At 66.5% G+C, this 19872-nt stretch carries 1 protein-coding gene (running past one end of the window); it reads right to left on the bottom strand.

Annotation, left to right across the window (positions count from 1 at the left end; all coding sequences use genetic code 11):
• Positions 1 to 19872, bottom strand: the 5' portion of a protein-coding gene (locus tag QZ648_RS05460) for a CARDB domain-containing protein (RefSeq protein WP_291996349.1). Its footprint begins 9303 nt before the window's first position; the window shows 19872 of its 29175 coding nt (coding positions 1–19872); it begins with the start codon at positions 19870 to 19872; its stop codon lies beyond the left edge, outside the window.

The raw sequence follows: 19872 nt of genomic DNA, 5'->3' as shown, positions 1-19872 counted from the left end.
ACCAGTGGTCGGAATCGCCAGCTGTACCGGCGTCGCCAGCTTGCCGTCGCCGATGTCGAGCCGGAAGGCGCCGGCCATGAGCATCTCCTCGGGCATCGCCAGCGGCAGTTCCGCCGCCGTGAGGGCGGCGATCGAGACCGGCGTATTGTCGGTCAAGGCCGCCGCCGCCACCGCCACGAGCGACCCGTCGGCGCCTTCGACGATGCCACCGCGGCTGCCGAGCACCGCCGGCCCGCTGATCGGCGCCTCAACCATCGCTGACAGAACGACCTCGCCGCCGCCGTTGATCACGGTGACCGTGGCGCTTCCCGCCGCCTTGCCGGTGATCAGGCCGTCGGCCGACACACTCAGGACACGATCATCGCTGACGAAGTAGCGCGTGCCGCTGCTCGCCGGCGCCAGGTCGATCTGGCCGGCAAGGCTGGCGACGATCTGGCGACGGCCACCGTTCTCGGTCAGCGCGACGGCCCCCGGATAGACGTCGAGGCCCATCGCGAAAACGTAGGCGGCAACCGTCTCGGTCGGCGTACCGACGGTGAACGATGTCGCCGCGCGCAGTTCGCCACGTTCGGCGACGAGCACGCCGGAGCCCTTGCCGACGGCGCTGATCCGCCCGCCGCTGGCGATCGTGCCACTGCCAACGTTGCTACTGCTCAGGCTGACGTACGAAACCGGCAATTCGACGCCGCTCTGGTCGGCGAAATCACCGATCAGGCTGATCTGCCGCCCTTCGCCGACGTCCAGTCGCAAGACGCGCTCGACGAAGTCGATACGCGTCAGCGCCGCGTTGCTGATCGTCACGGCGATGGTCTGGAGGGTGTGGCCGAAGCCGTCGTCGGCGCGGATGGTGAAGTCGGCGCTGCCGACGAAGCCCATTTCGGGCGCAAAGATCACCGCCCGGCCGTCGCCCGACAGGCGCGCGGTGCCATGACTGGCGCCGACGATGGAGAAGAAGCTGCGGTCGCCTTCCGGATCGGTGACAAAGCTCGCTACCGGTGCGCTGACATCCAGATCCTCGTGCGTGGTAACCGTCGACGCGACCACCACCGGCGCCTGGTTCGGGGTAAAGCCGGTGTTTTGCATCAGCAGCTGCAGGTCGAGACTGTCGATCACGCCATTGGTGTCGGCGTCGAGCGCCAGCGCGTAGCCAGCGTCGCCGCTGCGCAGCCCGGCGGCAGCAGCGATCAGCACGGCATCGCTGCCGTCGACCTTGCCATCGCGGTTGGCGTCGCCGGCAACGAACAGCGACAGCTGGTAGCTGCCGGCACTGGCGGCGCTGCCACCGCCAACCTCGATCAGCTTCAGGCCGGCGCGATCAAGTTTGTAGAGCGCGAAAGCGCGGTTGCCCTGCACTGACGAGGCCACCGCTGTCAGTCCCGGCAGCACCGGCAGCAGCGGTAACAGCCCGCCGCTGCCCTCGACGATCAGCCCCAGGTATACCGAGCCGCTGGCCGTCGACGCCAGTTCGGACTCGCGCAGGGTGAACGCGAAGCTGGCTTTCTCGCCGGCGGCGAGATGGCCGGCGACCGGCGTCGCCAGATAGCCCAGCGACGAACCCAGGTCGGCGGTGATCGCCTGCTCTGCGACGCCCGTGCCGCGGTAATCGAACAGGCTGCCACCTCCGGCAGTAGCGACCATCGCCAGGCGTCCAAGGGCGCCCTCCTCGTAGCCGTAGCGGAGCGAACGCGCTACTTCGAGATCGCGAACGGCACGCAGGCGACCCTGCGCGTCGTACTCGTAGAGGAACTGGCGGCCGTCGTCGGCGACGACGCGTTCGATGAAACCATCGCCGTTGAGCGAAAACTGCACGCGCTGGCCGTTGCTGGCGACAATGCCGCTGTCGCTGAGCAGCAGGCGAACGCCATCGGTGAAAACAATCTCGCGCACTTCGCCATCACCGATGTGGTAGCGCGTGCCGTCGGGAGCGACCAGAACGTAGTCGGTACCTGTGGCGTTGGCCGGGTTGTAGCCCTTCCCGGTAAGCAGGTCGAAATAGCTGGATCCGGCGCGCTGCAGCAGCGTCGCTGGCGCCTCCAGCGACCAGCCGCTGCCATTGTCAGCGAAGGCCGGCAGGTACCAGGTCTGACCCGGAATCGAGTGTTTCTGCGGGGCGAAGCTGAAAGCCACGCGCTGGCCATCTGGCAGCGTCAGGAAGACCCGCTGACCATCGGCAAAAGTGCCGAGCACGCCAGCCGTCTCGCGACCGGTCAGCGACACGTCGGTTTGCAGATCGACGTCCCGGAAGGCCAGCCGCCAGCCCTCGCCGAAGCTGCCCGGAATCGAGCGCGCCAGCGAATCGTAGCGGCGTGCGAAGGCCAGGTCGTGGCCGGCGACGGTCAGCACGAAGTCGGTCTCCGAGCGCAGCAGCTGCGGCTGCTTGCTCGCCACATCGACCTCGATCGCGATGCTCGCTTCGCCGCGTCGGCCGGCCAGGTCGACGACCCGCAGGCGCAGCGAATAAAAGCCATTGGCCAGGCTGCTCGGGTCGAGCTGTGCGAAAGCAGCGACATCGACCGCGCCGTCGCCGCTGGCCAGCAAGGAGTAGTGTTCCTCGCCGTAACGGGCGATTTCCAGGGTCCACGAGTCGACGTTGTCCTCGCCGGTGCTGCCGATCAGCGCCGTCGGCGCAGTGATCCGGGCAAACGCCAGCTGACTGGCGAAGGACGGTGTCGGCGCGCTCTTGTCGAGCGGATCGCGGACGCGGATGACCGACGTGCTGCTGCCGACGAAACCGTCTACATCGCTGGCCTCGGCGCGCAGGGCGATCTTGCCGACCGTGGCGGTGGTCAGCAGCGCTCGTCCATCCTGGTCGAGCGACACTTCGACGCCATCGGCGTAGAGGCGCAGATGGGCGATCGCGCCAAAGCTCTCGGCGATCACGTGCACCAACACCTGCTGGCCTGGTATGACCGGGAAGCTCGGTGTGTTCTCGATGATCACGTTTGGTGCCGGCGCTGTCAGCGCGGCCCGGATCAGCAGCGGCAGCGTCGTGCTGGCGAGACCATCCGAGACCTGCGCCATGATCAGGTAGTCGCCCGCCTGGCCGGCGCCGGGTGTCCATTGCAGCAAGCCGGTCGCCGCGTCGAGCGTCGCTCCGTCGGGCAGACCGCTCGCACTGTAGCTGAGCTGGGAGTTCTGATCGGCGTCCTGTGCGACGATCTGGAAGGCGAGTGGCCGACCGAGCAGCGCCGCGTGATTGGAGACGCTCAACTGCGGTGCCCGGTTGACGTTGGCAATCGCCACGCTGACCGTCGTCTCGCTGCTCGCGCCCTGCGGGTCACGCGCCGAGAAGCTGAAGCTGTAGTCACCCGCCTGCTCGTAACTCGGCGTCCAGCGGAACTCACCTGTGCGCGCGTCGAAGCGCGAACCCGCCGGTAACGGCGTCAAGGCGCTGAACACCACCGGGTCGCCGTCGACGTCGCCGACGGACAGCTGGAACTGCAGCTGGGCACCCTCGCGGCCGCTCTGCGGCAGCAGGGCAACGACGATCGGCGCCTGATTGCTGTTCTGAACCGTGAGACGCACGCTCTCAGAACTCTCGGCGCTGCCGTCGCTGACCGAGAAGCGCACATCCGGGTAGTCGCCGGCGCTGAAGAGATGCGGCGTCCAGTTGAGGACGCCATTGACAGTATCGAAACTGGCACCTGCCGGCAGATTGCTGACCGCGTAGCTGAGCACATCGCCATCGGCGTCGATGGCTGCCAGCTGCAGGCGGAAAGCCTGACCCTCGAGCAGCGTCAGGTCGCCGACCGGCGCCAGCACCGGCGCGCTGTTGGCGTTGCGGACCTTGATGCGCACCACCTGCGAGACTTTGTTCGGTGCCGTCGCGCCCTGGTTGCCGTTGTCGCTGACTTCGAAACGCACGTCGAAGCTCTGACCGAGGCTGGCCGCGGTCGGCGTCCATTCGACCAGCGCCCGGCCGTAGGTCGGCTGCGGCGTGAGGGTCATTCCGGCCGGTGCGTTGAGCATGGCAAAAGCGAGCGCATCCTGATCGAGATCGCGGGCGTCGATGGTGAAACTCAGGCGCTGGCCGACCAGCGCCAGCTTGTCGCCGAGCGGTGCCAGCAGCGGCGATTCGGAGGCGGACAGCGCGCTGAGGATGAAGCGCCGCGTAAACGACTGCGCCAGCAGCGCGCCGCCGCCGTCGCCGTCATCCGTCGCGGTGAGCGCGATCTCGTAGTCGCCGCGGTCGCCGGAGTGCGGTGCGAAAACGAATTTGCCGCTGCCGTCGCCGTAGTCGACAAAACTCGCAAAGGCCGGCAAGCCACTGACGGTGAGCTGCAGCAGATTGCCATCGGCGTCGCTGGCACTCACCGGCAGTTCGAAGACGCTGTCGCGTTGCACGCTCTGCGGCAGGATCGCGGCGATTTCCGGCGTGCGGTTGGCATTGCGGATGCTGATCGGCACGACAATCTCGGAAGTCAGCGGCACGCCGCCGTCACCGTCGTCGGTGGCGGTGAAGCGCACGTTGTAGTCGCCGGCCTGGCTGAAGTCGGGCGTCCAGCTAAACATCGCCGTCACCGCATCGAAGCTGGCCCCAGCGGGCAGGCCGCTGACCACGTAGCTGACGCTGGCGTCGGCACCTTCCTGCAAGGTGAGCGTGCCGCTACTCTGGCGATCCTGCGGGATGAAACCGGGATTGTCGGCATCGAAAGCGAAGGCGCGGAAGCTCAGCACCTGTCCCTCGAAGCTGATCCACGACCCGAGTTCGTCGAAACGCGGTGCGGCGTTGACGTTCAGGACATGCACGCGCAACTCGGTTTCGGTCGCTTTGGCGCCGTCGCTGGCGCCGAGCTTGAGCAGGTAATCGCCGGCCTGCGTGAAGCCGGATGTCCATTCGAAGACGCCGGTATGCGGATCGAGGAAGGCACCGACCGGCAGGATGTTGGCGAAGAAGACCAGCTGCTGCCCGTCCACGTCGGAAGCCTGCAGCTGCAGGCGCAGCGAATCGCCTTCGCGGATCGTCCGCTCGGCCAGCGGCTTGACTTCGGGCGGCGCGTTGTCGGGCTTGATGAGCAGCGTGAACGAGCGGGTCACCGAGGTCTTGCCGTCGCTGACCACCAGCTCGACGTTGTGATAGGTGCCGGCGGACTGGTAATCGGGCGTCCACAGCAAGGCCTTGAGTTCGGGATCGAAAACGGCTCCCGGCGGCAGATTGTTGGCAAAATACTGCAGGAAGTCTTCGTCGGGGTCCTGCGCCGACAGACCGACCAGCAGCGACTGGCCTTCCTGGCCCTCGATCTCGCCCGGCAGTTCGGAAACCACCGGCGGACGATTGGCGCCGGCGACTTCGATGACGAAGGCCTGGCTGTCGAAACCGCCGCGCGTATCGTAGACCCGCAACAGCACTGAAGCAGTGGCCGGACTGAGCGCCGCCGGCAGCCAGCTGAGGACGCCGCTGTGGCTATCGAGCTGCAGGCCCTCCGGTCCATCGAGCAGCAGGTAGGCCAGCGCACTACCGTCAGGGTCGACGGCCAGTGCCTGGTAGCTGTAGGCCTGGCCAGCAGCAGCGACGCTCAGCGGCGTCGAGGTGAAGCTCGGCCGCTGGTTTGCATACGGCACTGCATAGATACCGTGGCCAATACCGATCTGTTGCGCCGCGCCGTTGCTGATCGAGACGCTGAAAGTGGCCAGCGACGCGCCGGCCTGCAGCTTGCCGTTCGGCAGTTTGCCGGAAAGGTCGATGTACCAGAGGCTGCCGGCGCCCTGCGGGGCGACGCCAGCGAGCGGCCGGCCCTGGAAGTAGCGCGCCGGGTCGATGATCAGCGACGCCGGCAGGAGCAGGTCGTAGTCGGCTTCGTTGGTGATCGTGACGTCGTAGGAAACGATGCCGCTACCGCGGTCGCTGCGCACGCGATCGAAGTCCAGGCGGACCACCGACGAGAAGTCCTGGGCGGCGACGAAGCTCGATATGAAGGCCGAGCCGAGCGCCATGCCGGCGCTGCTGCCGACGCTGCCGAGGACGCGCAGGTCGTAGAGGTCGGCTTCCAGGTCGCTGACGGTCAGGGTGACGGTACGCGCCGGCGCGTCGTAGCTGACGCCGCTGATCGTCGCCAGGCCGCCGTTCTGACGCACCACCTGGTAGTTCAACGGATTGAGCACCGAAGCCGAAGCCGAAGCCGGCCCGGCAAACATGTCCTGGTCGAAAGTGATCGTCAGTTCGCTCAGCGGCAGCAACACCACCGCCCGGTTGGGCGGATTGGTGGCAAGCACATGCGGCGCGACGATCGGACTGATCACGTCGACCTGCTGCGACTGGCCGAGCAGGATGCGGCCGTCGCTGGTCGCCACCACCGCCTCGCCGCGCGAGCCGCCGCGAGCGATCTCGACGCTGCGTAGCGTCGTCAAGTCGACCATGGTCAGCGCCGAGCCGACTTCACCATGCGTCGAGTTGCTGGAAACGAACAGTAGCCCCGCCAGATCCGTGCCGGCGCGGCCGAAAGCCAGCGAGTCGACTTCGCCGTCGAGACGCACCATGACCGTCGCGCGACCGCGCTGGTCGAAACTGACGACGTCGCCACGCGCCGGCCAAGAGGTCGCCCACAGCGTCTCGTTGGGCGCGAAAGCGAGGTCGTCGACGCGCAGGTCGCTGAAATGCCGGAAGTTGCCGCTGCTCGGGTCGAAAATCTCGATCCCATCGCCCGACGACAGGTAGATCTCGCCGGTCGACGGCTTGATCGCCAGCGCCTGCGTAATACCCGTGCCGAAGCGCGCCAGGATTTCGCCGCTGTCGGCGTCCAGGCGCAGCAAGGCGCCACCGCCGGTGGTCGCCCACAGCTGTCCCTGCTCGTCCAGCGCCAGGTCGAAGATCGGTTCGTCGAGTTCGACGAAAGGCTGCAGCGCACGACCGCCATCGTGCGCGATGCGGTACAGCCAGCCACGGTTCGGACCGCCGCTGATGATGGTCGAACCATCCGGCATCTCGACGATCGCCAACGGACCGATCGCCGCGTGGCTCTCGACGAAGTCGGTGGCGTAGGACTGCGCGGTGAACGGGCGCAGGGTCTCGGTGAACTCGGGCAGCTTGGCCAGCGGCGTCGCCGCCGGAATCTGCTGCTGTGCGGCGACGAACAAGGGATTGGTCGGCGGCAGCACTGGCGCCGGTGGCGGCGGCAGATCCTGCGAAGTCTGGCCGAAGCTCGGCAGACCGCCGAGATTGGCGCCGGAGCCGTCGTCCGGGGCTTGCACACCACCGGGGGCCGCTTCACGATTGCCGGCCCGATCGGTCGCCAAAGCGAGGAATTCGTAGCGGTGACCGGCTTCGCCGGAGTAGATGTCGAAGCTGTCGCTCGTCTGCCGCTTCCAGATCCGGAAATCGCCACCATCTTTGGCGACATAGACGGTGACGTGAGCGACGCCCGAACCGCCGTCTTCGTCGACGGCCGTCCAGCGCACTTCATAGTCGGAACCCCCGGCCTGTACAGGCGTGGCGGTGAGCGTCGTCAGCGGCGCGCCGCTGTCGAGCGTCTGCACCAGTTCCTGCGTCTCCTGCGGCGCAATGGCGTTGAAGCGCACCACCGCCCGCGCCTTGACCAGCGTTCCCGAGGCCAGTCCGTCCTTCGCCTGTACCGTGTAGCCGAGCTGGCCGACGCCGCGACCGTCGGCGGCGTTGGGCAGCAGCAGGCCGCGCGTGGCGTCCACCAGCACCTCGCCGGTCTCCGGGTCGATGGCCTGGAAAACCCAGGAAGCGGTATTCGTGCTCGGGTCGATCCCCGCCGAGACGCGCAGGATGAAGCCTTTTGCATTGCGCAGGTCGAAGTCGCCCTGGAACAGCGCGCGACCGGTCGGAATGTGCACCGTCAGGTCGGCGAGCTTGATGTCGCCGAGGCGGAAGGTACTCGGATCGAGCGCCGGATCGAGTTCGCTGACGACGCGGATTTCGGTTACCGAAGTCGCTGCCGCCGACGGGTTCTCGAACTTGATGGTGTACGGCAGCGCCTGAGCCACCGGCAGGAACTGATCGACGCCGTAACCCTGCGGACCGGCGATCGACGCCAGCTGGCCGTCGCCGATCGCCTGCTCGTAGAGACGCGAGAAATCGAGCGCGGTCAGCTCGTTGGACGCCGCGACCGAGGCGTAGTCGGGCAAGGCAATCGTTGCCGCCGACGCGCCATCCTTGTCGAAGCCGACGTAGGGAACGAAGATATTGAAAGTCTGGAAGTAGGTCGGATGCGACAGACCGAGATCGTAGTCGTCGAATACCGGCAGGGCCGGCACGGGAATCCCCCCTTCGAAGCAATCGCTCTCGCGCGCCTCGTAGTGGTCGATGGCGGCCTTGGTGCCCGGCTCGTCACCGTACCATTCCTTGATCTTGGCGAAGAAATCGGCGAGGTCGGCAGTGGTCCGGATTTGCTCACCGGCAGGGCCGATCAGGATCCCGGTCGCCAGCGTACTCATCAGGCTCATCACCTTGATGTCCTGGCGGATCGGCGGCGCTTCGTCGACCGGACGCAGGATACCGACCTCTTCGAGCGCCGCCAGGTAGGCCTGGCTCCAGGTCGTGGCGTCGGCGGCGAGGACGCGCAGCGCGATCGCCGCGCGCTTTTCGGCGAGCGACGTGTCGTCGCTACGCGTGTCTGCGATCTGCGCGTCGAGATCGGCGTCGGCAAGGATCGCCGCGCGCAACTTGAGCGCTTCGGCAGTCTGGTCAGCAATGAACTCGTCACGGGTCATTGCCGTCGCCGCGCCGACGACGTTGAAGCGGTAGGGGATGAAGGGGATCACGCACTTGTCGGGCAAACCTTCTTCCGAGCCGGCCAGCAGCCACAGCTCCCAGAACTCGGGCAGCACCGTGATCATCGCCTGCGGACCGCCGGCGAGCGCCTGGATCGGCTCCAGATCGGGGTACATTTCGTACAGGCCAACGCGCAACGCGTCCCAGTTGAGCGTCGACAGCGCTTTCAGCAGCGGGTAGGTCTGGACATTGAAAGTGGCACCGACGTAACCGCCGGCGATGACGTCATAGGCGTAGCCCGATGAGAGGATCTGGCCGTTGCTGTTGGTCGCCGAATCGAGGCTGGCCCACGGCACGTCCTCGCCGCCGCTCTCGGGCTGGCCACGCAGGTTGTTGTAATACTTGAGGAAAGGCAGATCGTAGACGTAGGTGTTGGCGCCCATCTCGGGAACACCGAAGCTGAAGCGCACGTAAGGCGTGTCGACGTTGCTCAGGCTCTGCAGCGCGACGCCGTAGGTGCCGGTCTCGCCGGCAGCGAGGACGCGCGGACCGCCCAGACCAATGGTCACGTCGGTCTCCAGCGCGCGCTCGATCAGGAAACGGTAGGCGACCACCGCCTGCTGGCCATCCGGATTGATGACCTTGAGGTCGTAGAGGCCGAGCGGCGCGTCGCGGAAATCGAAGGTGGCGCGGATCCAGGTCGAATCGATGACCTCCCACTTGACCGGCTCGTACTCGGCGACTCCCGGGCGCACCAGTTTGAGGATCGCGTTGTCGGCGAACTTGGCGCCGCGCACGTCGATGGTCACCCAGCGGCTGTCGCCGCCCTGGTCGACCTGCACGCCGGTGATCGCGAAAGGCACCACCTCGGCGAGCAGCTTGACCTGCGCGTTCTCTTTCGGTTCGCTGTGGCCACGAATCAGGACGTAGTAATCGCCCGGCCTGGTGAAGGGAATCACCGCCGTCTGATTGGCCTGCAGCGGATTCTCGTAGGTCGCGTCGTAGTTGAAGCCGTCGGGAACATCGCCGTAACGAACGAAGATCTCGTTGGCCGCGTCGTGGTCGACAGCGCTCAGGCTCAGCCTGAGCGTCTCGCCCTGGCCGACGGTGAGCTTGTAGACCCGGCTCTGGCCGGTGGACAAAGTGGTGCTCAAGGCGACGCCCAGATGCAGTTCGTCGACGGCGATGCTCAGCGCGTTGGCCGAGGTGCTGAAGTTGTTGGCTTCGCCCGTCGAGCGGTAAGGCCCTTCGAAAACTTCGTTGTAGATGTCGGGGCGGACGATGACGCGATACTGGCCGATCTTGATCGGCGGCACCAGTGCCTCCAGGCTCGCCGTGTAGCTGTCGTTCTCGGCGAGCACGCCACTGTGTGCGAGCTTGCCGAGCAGGCGGTCGCCGATGTCCCAGAGGTTATCGTCGGAGAGATAGACGGCGTCGGTCCAGGCCGCCGAAGTGACATTGCTGCTGTGGTTGGCAACGGTCCACTCGACACGCAACGTTTCGCCGGCCGCGCCGGTGCCGGCAAAAGTGATCGCGTCGACCTGGACGTCGGCCGGCGGCGGCACTTCGAAGATCGACGGTGGCGCGTTCGGCGTCGCGTTGTTGCGCTCGAAGCCACCTTCGAAAACCTTGCCGCGGCCACTACCGCGCGCCGGATCGGTGACCACGAAGACGTAGTAGGCGCCGCTGATGTCGAGCGGCGCGCGCAGCGTCCTGCTGACCGTGTAACTGTCGCCCTGCGCCAGGCCGCCGCGGTGCTCGACGGTCAGCAGGTAGCGATCGCTGTCGAGGTCGAGCAGCGGGTCGCGTGAGAGGTAGATCAGGTCGTCCCAGCGTTCCTGCTCGGGCAGCGTGTCGGCGCCACCGAGGTTGCCGACGGTGTAGGTGACGGTGAAGTCGTTGCCAACGGTGATGTGGTTCGGCGCGCTGACCGCGGTGACCTGCAGGTCGGCGAGCGGCGCCGCCGTCACCGGCAGTGGCGCAACGGTGATGTTGTTGCCCTCGCCGCGGAACTCCGGCACGGCGTCGTTGTTGGCGTCGATGCCGACGCCGCGATACTCGGGAACGATGTTGCTGTTCCACCACGCCAGCCGACTGTCGGCTTCCGAATCGGTGAACGCCAGCAGGCTGAAAACGCCGGCGATGCCGTCGGGCAACTTGACGGTCGCCGTACCGGTATAGCTGTCGCCGGCGTTCAGTACGCCGTAATGGCGGGCCTCGGCGACCTGCAGGTCGAAGGTATCGAGCGAAACGTCTTTGGACAGGAACAGCCGGTCCCACCAGCTGATCTCGCGGGTGTCGCGGTTACCGATATTGGTCACCGTGTAATTGACGGTGACCGTGCCGCCCGACTGCCCGCCCAGCGGCGGCACCAGCAAGGAGGTGACTTTCAGATCGGGTTCGCGGTAGGTGACCGGGATGCTGCCGACGCCGCGGTTGTTGTCCTGCCCGCCGACGCCCTCGTACACCGACGTCGGGTAGTAGTCATCGCGATAATAGGCGTTGACGCCAACGTCGGCCTCACCGGCCGGATAGCGCGGGTCGTAGCGGTTGGCGTCGGTAATCACGTAGATATAGAAATTGCCGCCGATGCCGCGCGGCAGCGTGACCTCGGCGCTCTCGGTGTAGCTCGCTCCCGCCGCCAGACCGCCAGCATTATTGTGCACGAAAGTGCCGAGGCTGGTCGCCCGCTCGGGCAGGAAGACCGGGTCGGGCGACAGATAGACGCTGTCCAGCCAGTAGCGCGTGCCCTCCCAGACCGCTGCGCCGAAGTTCTTGACGGTCCAGCTGATGGTCGTCTTCTCACCCGAGAAGTTCTCGCCCGGCGCGGCGATGGTGAGCACCTGCAGGTCGGCCGGACTCGGCACGACGCCGGTGTCCTGCACGCGGGGGTTGTTCTCCTCGTCGCCTTCGGCGACGTCGTAGGGTTTCCCCTTGGCAGGGTTGTAGTCGGTGTAGGCGATCAGGTACTGGCCGCTGGCCGCCGGGTTGAGCGCAAAGCTGGTGCTCTGGGTATAGCTGGCGCCGGGCGCGGCACCGCCGTCGTGCGCCACCGCGCCGAGGTACCACTGCTTGGCACCGGCGGCGTTGAGGGTCGGCTTGTCGGACAGCCAGAAGACATCGTTCCAGCTACCGGCCGCTTCCCCGGCACCGCTGTTGGCCACCGTCCAGGTGACGCTCAGCGCACTGCTGGTCGAGGCCAGAGGCGAAGCCGCGAGAGCGCTGATGCGCAGGTCCGGCGGCGGCGGTGCGAAGCCGCCGATGACGTCGATCGCCCGTGCCTTGTAGTTGTTGTTGTCGAGCTCGTTGATGTCGTCCGGATTGAGGTTGCTGGCCAGCGTATCCTCGAGGATGACATCGTAGGAATCGCTCCAGACGGTGATGTAGTAAGAGCCCGAGGCGACGTGCGCCGGCAGCGCGACCTGAGTGACGACGTCGTAGCTGCTGCCCACCGCCAGCGCGCCCTGGTGCTGCAGCGCGCCGAGCAGGATGGCGCTGTTGCCGCTGGCGTTGGGCCGCGTCTTGTCGCGCGACAGCCAGATGGTGTCCGTCCAGTTGGCTCCGGCAGTGGTGCCGCTGCCGCGGTTGGCGACCGTGTAGCGGACCTCGATGCTGGCGCCCTCGACGGCCTGCGCCGGCGCCACGACGCTGCCGGCGACCAGGTCGGCGAGTGGGTACGGCTCGACGAAGAGCGGCACGGCGGCGATATTGTTGGCGTCGTTGGGGTACTCGTCGACCGAGCCGCTGCCGTCAGCCTGAACGATCAGGAAAACGTCGCCGCGGAAACGGATCGGGATCTGCAGGCTGCCACTGTCGGTGGCGTACTGCTCACCGGGGTTGAGCGCCGCACCATTGTCGTAAGAGCCGATCAGCAGGTCGTCGCCGCTGAGCTTGTTGTCGAGCGACAGGTACACGCGGTCCTGCCAGCGTGGCGTCGTCGTCGGCACGGTCCCCTGGTTGATGATCGAGAAGCGCAGCGACACCGTCGCGCCGGCCGAGGCCCGCGCCGGGGCAACGACATTGGCCACCTGCAGGTCGGAGCGCGGCAACAGCGCGACCTGCAGCACCTGGTCGTCGGCAGCGCTGTTGTTGGCGGCCGCACCACCGTACTCGTACACCTGCCGGCTGGAATTGGTCAGCACGACCAGCTGATAGACGCCTTCGGTGCGCGCCGGCAGGCGGAAGCGCTCGGTGCGGGTGTAGGAAATGCCGGCTTCGAGGCCGCCGGCGTCGTAGGTGAAAGTGCCGAGGTAAATGCCGGGGTCATTGGGCTGGCCGACCTTGCGCATCGAAACGACGTCGGTCCACGCGCCATCGGCCTTGGCCAGTCCCTTGTTGGTGACCGTCCAGCGAACGTCGATGGTATCGCCTTCGGACGCCGTCTCCGGCGTCATGATGTCGCTTACCTGCAGGTCCGGCGAGTCCGACAGGACGATGTCCACCAGCCCGGCGACGCGGCTGTTGTTGTCGACGTAGATGAATTCTTCGGGGCCAGCGGTGCGCACGCTCACGAAGTAGCTGCCGGAGAGCCCGTTGGGAATCGTTACTTCCTGCGTGCGGCTGTAGCTGTCGCCGGCGGCGAGCACGCCGAGGTGCGTGAAGCTGCCAAGCACGGCAACCGGCTTGCCCGCAGCGTCGGCGAGGGTGACCACGTCGTTCCAGCCGGGAATATCGGTCGGACCAATGCCGTGGTTGGTCACCTGCCAGGAAACGCTCATGCTCTGCCCCGAACGGGCGGTGGCCGGTACGCTGGCCTGGCTGACGATCAGGTCGGCGTAGGGAATGCGCACGACATCGAAGATGCGCGCCGCCTCGGCGGCATTGTCGGCCTCGAGACCGTTCTCGAAGACCTGGTTGCCAGCGTCGCTGCGTACGAAGAAATGGTAGCGCCCCTGGAAGTAGGCCGGCAGCAGGAAAGTCTCGCTGCGCGTGTAGCTCTCGCCGACCGCCAGCGCGCCGAGGTGCTCGTAGCTGGCAAGGACGCGGTCGTCGCCGTTGCCGACGATGCTATCGGTGGACACCAGCAGGGTATCGGTCCACTGCGTCGTCTGGCCGACGCCGTTGCCGTCGTTGCCGACCGTCCAGCTGACGGTGATCTGCGCCGGGTCGCCGACGACCACCTCGGGTGCCGGCGCATACGGCACGCTGGCTTCGGCGCTGACGGCGCTGACGACCAGGTTGGCGTAGGGCGCCAGCGCAGCGGCGAACGGCGTCGAACCGACGTTGTTGTTTTCGGCACCGAGCTCGTGCACCTGCCCGAGCGCGTCGCCGACCAACAGCAGGAAGTAGTCGCCGCTGGCCGCCAGCGGCAAATTGACCTGCAGTTGCGCGTCGTAGCTGGCGCCGGTGGCGAGTGGGCCGCCATGCGCCAGTTCGCCGAGCAGTGTGTCGTCGGCACCAAGCGTCGCATCGCGCGACAGGTAGAGGCGATCGGTCCACGCGCCGAAAGCGTCGCTGCTGCCGGCGTTGCGCATCTGCCAGGCGACGACGATGGCCTCGCTGGACAACGCGCCGGCCGGCGCGCTCACCAACACCGGCCGCAGATCCGGATGGACGACGCCCAGAGTCGCCGTCGAAACGCTGCTGTTGTTGCCCTCCTGGCTGCCTTCGAAAACCGTATCGCCGACGTCGCTGCTGACGACAATGAAATAATCGCCGTCGGCGACGTCGGGCAGCGTGATCTCGGTGCTCGCCGTGTAGCTGGCCAGCGCCAACAGTTCGCTGCTGTGCGGCACGGTCGCCAGCAGACGCGCGCTGCCGAGACTGCCGTCGGCGCTGAGGTACACGCGGTCGCTCCAGCTGCCACGCGCGGCGCCGCTGCCGCTATTGGCGACGGTCCACGCAACGATCCGCGTCTGCCCCGGAGCACCCGGCACCGGCACGACGATCTCGCTGACGCTCAGATCGGCCAGTGTCGGCGCCAGCACCTGCACTGCCGCATGGCTGGCAGTGACGTTGTTGTCCTCGAAAATGCTCTCGAAAACCTGGCTGGCAGCGTCGGTCCTAACCAGAATGCGGTAGTCGCCAGTGATCCCGAAGGGCAGGAAGACATTGCTCTGGCCGCTGTAGCTTTCACCAGCGCCGAGCCCACCGCTGTGCAGGATCTGCGCCAGCAGCGTATCGCCAGCGTCGAGCGCGGCGTCGCTTGACAGGTAGATGCGGTCCTGCCATTGCGTCACGTCGGTCGGCCGGTCGCCGGCATTGCGCACCCGCCAGCTGACGGGCGTCGCTTCACCGCTGCGCGCGCTGGCCGGCGCGGCGACGACCTCGACCTGCAGGTCGGCGTGCGGCGTCGACAGGTCGATCGTCACCAGCGCGCTGTTGTTGGCGCGCGTGTCGGGCTCGCTGAGCTCGCCAAACGCGTCGGCGACGACCGCCACGCGGAAAGCGCCATCCAGGCGCTCGGGAAGGAGCAGCTGCCGGCTCTGCTGATAGGAGGCACCGGGCGCCAGCACGCCGTAGTGCCCGACGCTGGCCAGGGTCACGTCGTCGGCGTTGCCGATCACGTCGTCCCTGCTGAGCACGACGAGGTCGCTCCACTGCGGGCCGCTGGCAATCGATCCCTGGTTGAGCACCGTCCACTCGAGCGTGATCGTCTCGCCGCCGCGGCCGCTGCTCGGTGCGCTCAAGCTGCCGACCGCGAGGTCGGCGTAGGGTCTGGCCGCCGCGGTGAACGCCAGGCGGGCGCTGTTGTTGCTCTCGCCGCCGTCGCCGGCGGCGGTATATTCGACCAGGCTCCCCTGGCCGGCGGCGTTCTGGTCGGCACGCACCTCGACTTCGATCTGGCCACTGCCGCGCAGGCCCTCCGGCAACTGGAAGGTGTACGAACGCGCGACGCTGGCATCGGGCGCCAGCGCGGCGTTGCCGATCAGCGCGATGTTGTAGGGCAGAGCGACGTCGAGCAGCGTTTCGCCGCTGCTCAGGTTGCGCACGATCAGGCGGTCGTGCCAACTCGCCGGGGTGGCGATCAGGCCGTCGTTGCGATCGTCCCAGAAGACGGTGACGCTGTCGCCGGCAGTGGCCGTGAACGCGTCGACGCGCAGCCTCTGGACGAGCAGATCAGGCGCCGAGGCGACGACCACAGTCGCCGCGTTGTTGGTCTCCGCGCTGTCGCTGGCGTTGCTCTCGAAAATCTCGCCATCGTCGTCGGTGCTCACCAGGAATTCGAACTGGCCGCTGCCGACGGCGCCGGCCGGCCAGTTAAAGGTGAAGCGGCGGTCGATCGAGCCGCCGGCGGCGAGCGCGCCACCGACCGCCGGCAGGTAGCGGCTGCTGGCGTTGAGCAGGATCGCGCCGGTGCTCAGATTGCGCACCCTGAGGCGATCGTTCCAGGCGTCGTCGACGCCAACACTGCCGCCGTTATTAACCCGCCAGCTGACGGTCACGCTGCTACCCGCCGCCCAGCCGCTGCTCGGCGTCACGACGACGCTATCGACCTGCAGGTCGGGATACGGGGTCGACGCGGCAAGCGCGTTCACGCTGGCAGCATTGTTCAGCTCGGCGACGCCGGGTTCGGCGACGACGTTGGTGACGTCGGCGGCGACTTCGAAACGCAGGTTGCCGGCACCGCTGTTGCCGGGCGGCAAGCTCACCGTCACCTGCCGGGCGCGACGCGCGCCGACGGCCAGCGGATCGGTCGCTGCGCCACCGAGGTCGCTGTAGTCGACCAGCAGGTTGACGACCAACTCGCCGCCACGGTCCATGTTGCGCACCAGGATGCGATCTTTCCACGGCGCATCGGCTGGTAAATTGCCGGTATTGCTCACTTCCCAGCTGACCAGCACCTGGCCGCCGGCGGTGAGGCCGCCGCCGACCGGCGTCAACACCAGATTCTCGACCTTGAGGTCGGCACCCGGAACGCTGCCGAGCCCGGTGAGGATGATTTTTTGCGCAAGCGGCGACGGCGAGACGTTGAGCGTGTAGTTCGAGATGCCGCTCTCATGGTAGCGCCCCTCGACGAGCAGCGTGTACAGGCCGTCGAATTCCAGTGTCGTTACGTCGACGTCATTGGTGTAGAAATGCGTCGGCCCCCACACCGTCTTGCCCCAGGGATCGAGCAAGCGCCATTCGGTGTAGTAGGCGCCGCTGAAGCTGACCCGGTCGAAGTAGAAACGATCGCCGGCGGCAGCGTTGAAGCGGAAGATATCGGTCGAATTGGCCGGATTGAGCTGGCTGCTGACCGGCGTACCCGGGGTGATCAGCGGCGCAGCGGCGAGGTCGAGGAGGCGCAAGGCGTAAGCGCCGGTTGCCTCGCCGCTACCGTCGATGCTCAGCGTGTAATCGCCCGGCAGCAGTTCGAGCAGCGACAGCCCATGCACGCCGTCGGTGCTGCTGAAGGAGTGGTTCGCCACCTCGCTGCCGCGCGGACCGCTGAGGCTCCACGAGAAATTGCCGTTGTTGGTCAGAACGTCGACGTAGACCTGCCTGGTCTCGCTGAGCGTGAAGGTATGCAGGCCGCGCTGGCCGACGCTGTCGATCGAGCCGGCGACCTCGCTGTCGAGCGTCATCGGCGTGACATGGTCGACCACCGGCTGGACGTTGATGGTGTAAGTCGAAGTGGCCGCGTCTTCGTGGTAGCGACCTTCGACCAGCAAGGTGTAGCGACCGCTGCGCGGCAGCGTCGTGACGTCCACGTCGCTGTAGTACATGTGGGTGGAGCCCCACAGCGTGTTCCCCGCCGGGTCGAGCAACTGCCAGTCGGTGTAATAACCGCCGCTGAAGCTGACGCGATCGAAGTAGAAACGCTCGCCGGCGACGGCGTCAAACCAGTAGACGTCGGTCTCGTTGCCGGGCGTCAGCGTCCGCTCGAGCAGCGGCGTTCCGGGGACGATCTGCGTCCCGGCCGCCAGATCGAGCAGGCGGAAAGCGTAAGCGCCGGTGGCATCGCCACTGCCGTCGACGATCAGCGTGTAACTGCCCGGCGCCAGATCCATGATCGAGCGCCCGTTGGCGGCGTCGGTGGCGCTGAACAAGCGCCCGGAGACAAGGCTGCCGCGCGGCCCGCTCAAGGTCCAGCTGAGTTGGCTGGTGTTGGTAAGAACATCGAAGTAGACGCGTTTCGACTCGCTGCCGGCGATTTCGAAGCTGAAGCTGTCGACCTCGCCCGGCTTGCTCAGTTCGGCATCGACGCGGTCGCCGACGACGATCGGCGTGCTGACGCTGTTGTCGATCTTGCGCACGTTGATCGTGTAGCTCGACGCCGTATCCTCGTGATAGCGGCCCTCGAGCAGCAGGTAGTAGGTCCCCGAGTACGGCAGCGTCGTCAGGTCGACGTCGTTGGTGTACATGTGCGTCGGCCCCCACAGCGGGCGGCCGAAGGGATCGATCAAGCGCCAATCGATGTAGTAGCCGCCGCTGAAGCTGACGCGGTCGAAGTAGAATTGCTCGCCGGCAAGGGCATCAAAACGGTAGATGTCGGTCTCGTTGCCCGGGCTGAGCGTACCGCTGGTAGGGGTATCCGGAGTCAGCACTTCGCCCTGATCCATGTCCATCAGCTTGAAGCTGTAGGCGCCGGTGCTACCGAAAACGGACAACAGGTAGTCACCCGCTGTCAGGTCCAGCAGGGACAGGCCCTGGTAGCCATCCGAAGCGGTGAAGCTGCGGTCGGCAACGACGCTGCCGTGCGGCCCGCTCAGACTCCAGCGCAGGCTGCTGTTGTTGGTCAGTGAGTCGAAATAGGTGCGCGTAGCGTCGGTGACGCTGAAGCGGTAGCGGTCTATCTCGCCGCTGGCGGACAGCGTGCCGCTCACCGCCACGGTACCCAGGGTCAGGACCGGCAGGGTCTCGGCCGTACCGGCGACGACGGCGACGCGGATATTGTCGAGGTCGTTGTCGGCGCGCCAACCGCCGTTGCGCGCACCGAAAGCCATGCGCCCGTCGTAGGCCTGCATACCACTGATGAAATAGTCCTCGACGACCGCCACTTCGCTGCCGGCATTGGGTGTCAGGTAGACGGAAACCTTGCTGCCGCCGGTGACCGCGGCAATGACGACGCGCGCGTGCTGAAAATCACCGCTGTCGAGGCGGAAGCCAGGGAGGTTGAACTCGGCGAGCTTGCTACCGTTGAAATGCAGTGAGACGTGGTTGTCGCTGAGTTCGCCGTTGTTCACCGGGTCGAAGCCGACGCCGAAGCTGCCGGCCAGGTTAACCTCTTCGCCAAACTGTGGTGCCGGGCCACTGATGCCCCAGACGTCCGCGTTCAACCAGGCGAAGCCAATGCCGTCACCCTGATTGCTGACTTTGCCGATGCGGAAGTCGAAATCGACGCTCACCGTCGCCGGAATCACACCAACACCGGCATTGTTGAAGGCAATCGTGTTGTAGCCGGTAACGCTGCCCGGCAGCAGGCGCAGGAAGTTGCCCGACGGCCCACCGGGGATCACCACCGGCGCCGAGTTGCTGAAGCTGGCGGCTACCCACGGCAGGCCGTCGGCGTCGAAATCCTGACTGCTGTGACCGCCGCTATTCGGCAAGGCGGTGTCGGCTATCCGGAAACTGTAGTCGACGGCCTTGCTCTCGCTGACCCGCCCTTCGAGCAGCAGGTAGTAGGTGCCGGTGAAGGGCATGGTTGACACCACGTCATCAGTGGCGCCGGGGCCAAATAGCACCCCGTAATCGGGACTGATGAGCCGCCAGTACGGGCTGTTTGCGCTCTCGCTGAGCAGCTCGAAATTAAAACGGTCGCGGGCGCTGGCAGCGAAGCGGAACAGATGCGTCGCGTTGCCGGGGTTCAGGGTGTCGGTGACCGTATCGCCGACGTCGATGAGCGTGGCCGCAGCCAGATCCACCAGTCGGAAGCCGTAAGCGCCGGTCGTGGCATCCTTGCCGCCTACGATCAGGGTGTAATCGCCGGCCTCCAGGCTGAGCACCGGGTTGCTTTTGTAATCGTTGGAGTCGCTGTCGGCGAACTGCCGGGCCGACACCACCGGGCCGCGCGGACCACTGAGCGTCCAGGTGAAGTCGGTGCTGTTGGTGAGGGAATCGAAATACAGCGCACTACCGGCCTCCAGGCGGAAGTCGTAGTAGTCCTGCTGGGCAGCGTGCTCGATACTGCCGCTGACCGCAGCGCCCAGGGTCAGATTGACCACATCATCAGCCACCGGCTGGACATTGAAGGAGTAGGAGGCATTTCCGGCGACACTGCGCCGGCTATAGTGGTCCCTGGAAATCAGACAGTGGTTTAAGCTGTGCTCGGTCAT

This window comes from Candidatus Accumulibacter sp. ACC012, assembly GCF_907163155.1.
Lineage (GTDB): Bacteria > Pseudomonadota > Gammaproteobacteria > Burkholderiales > Rhodocyclaceae > Accumulibacter > Accumulibacter delftensis.
Note: the sequence above shows the minus strand (reverse complement) of the source record. Positions and strands in the feature narration are given on the sequence as shown.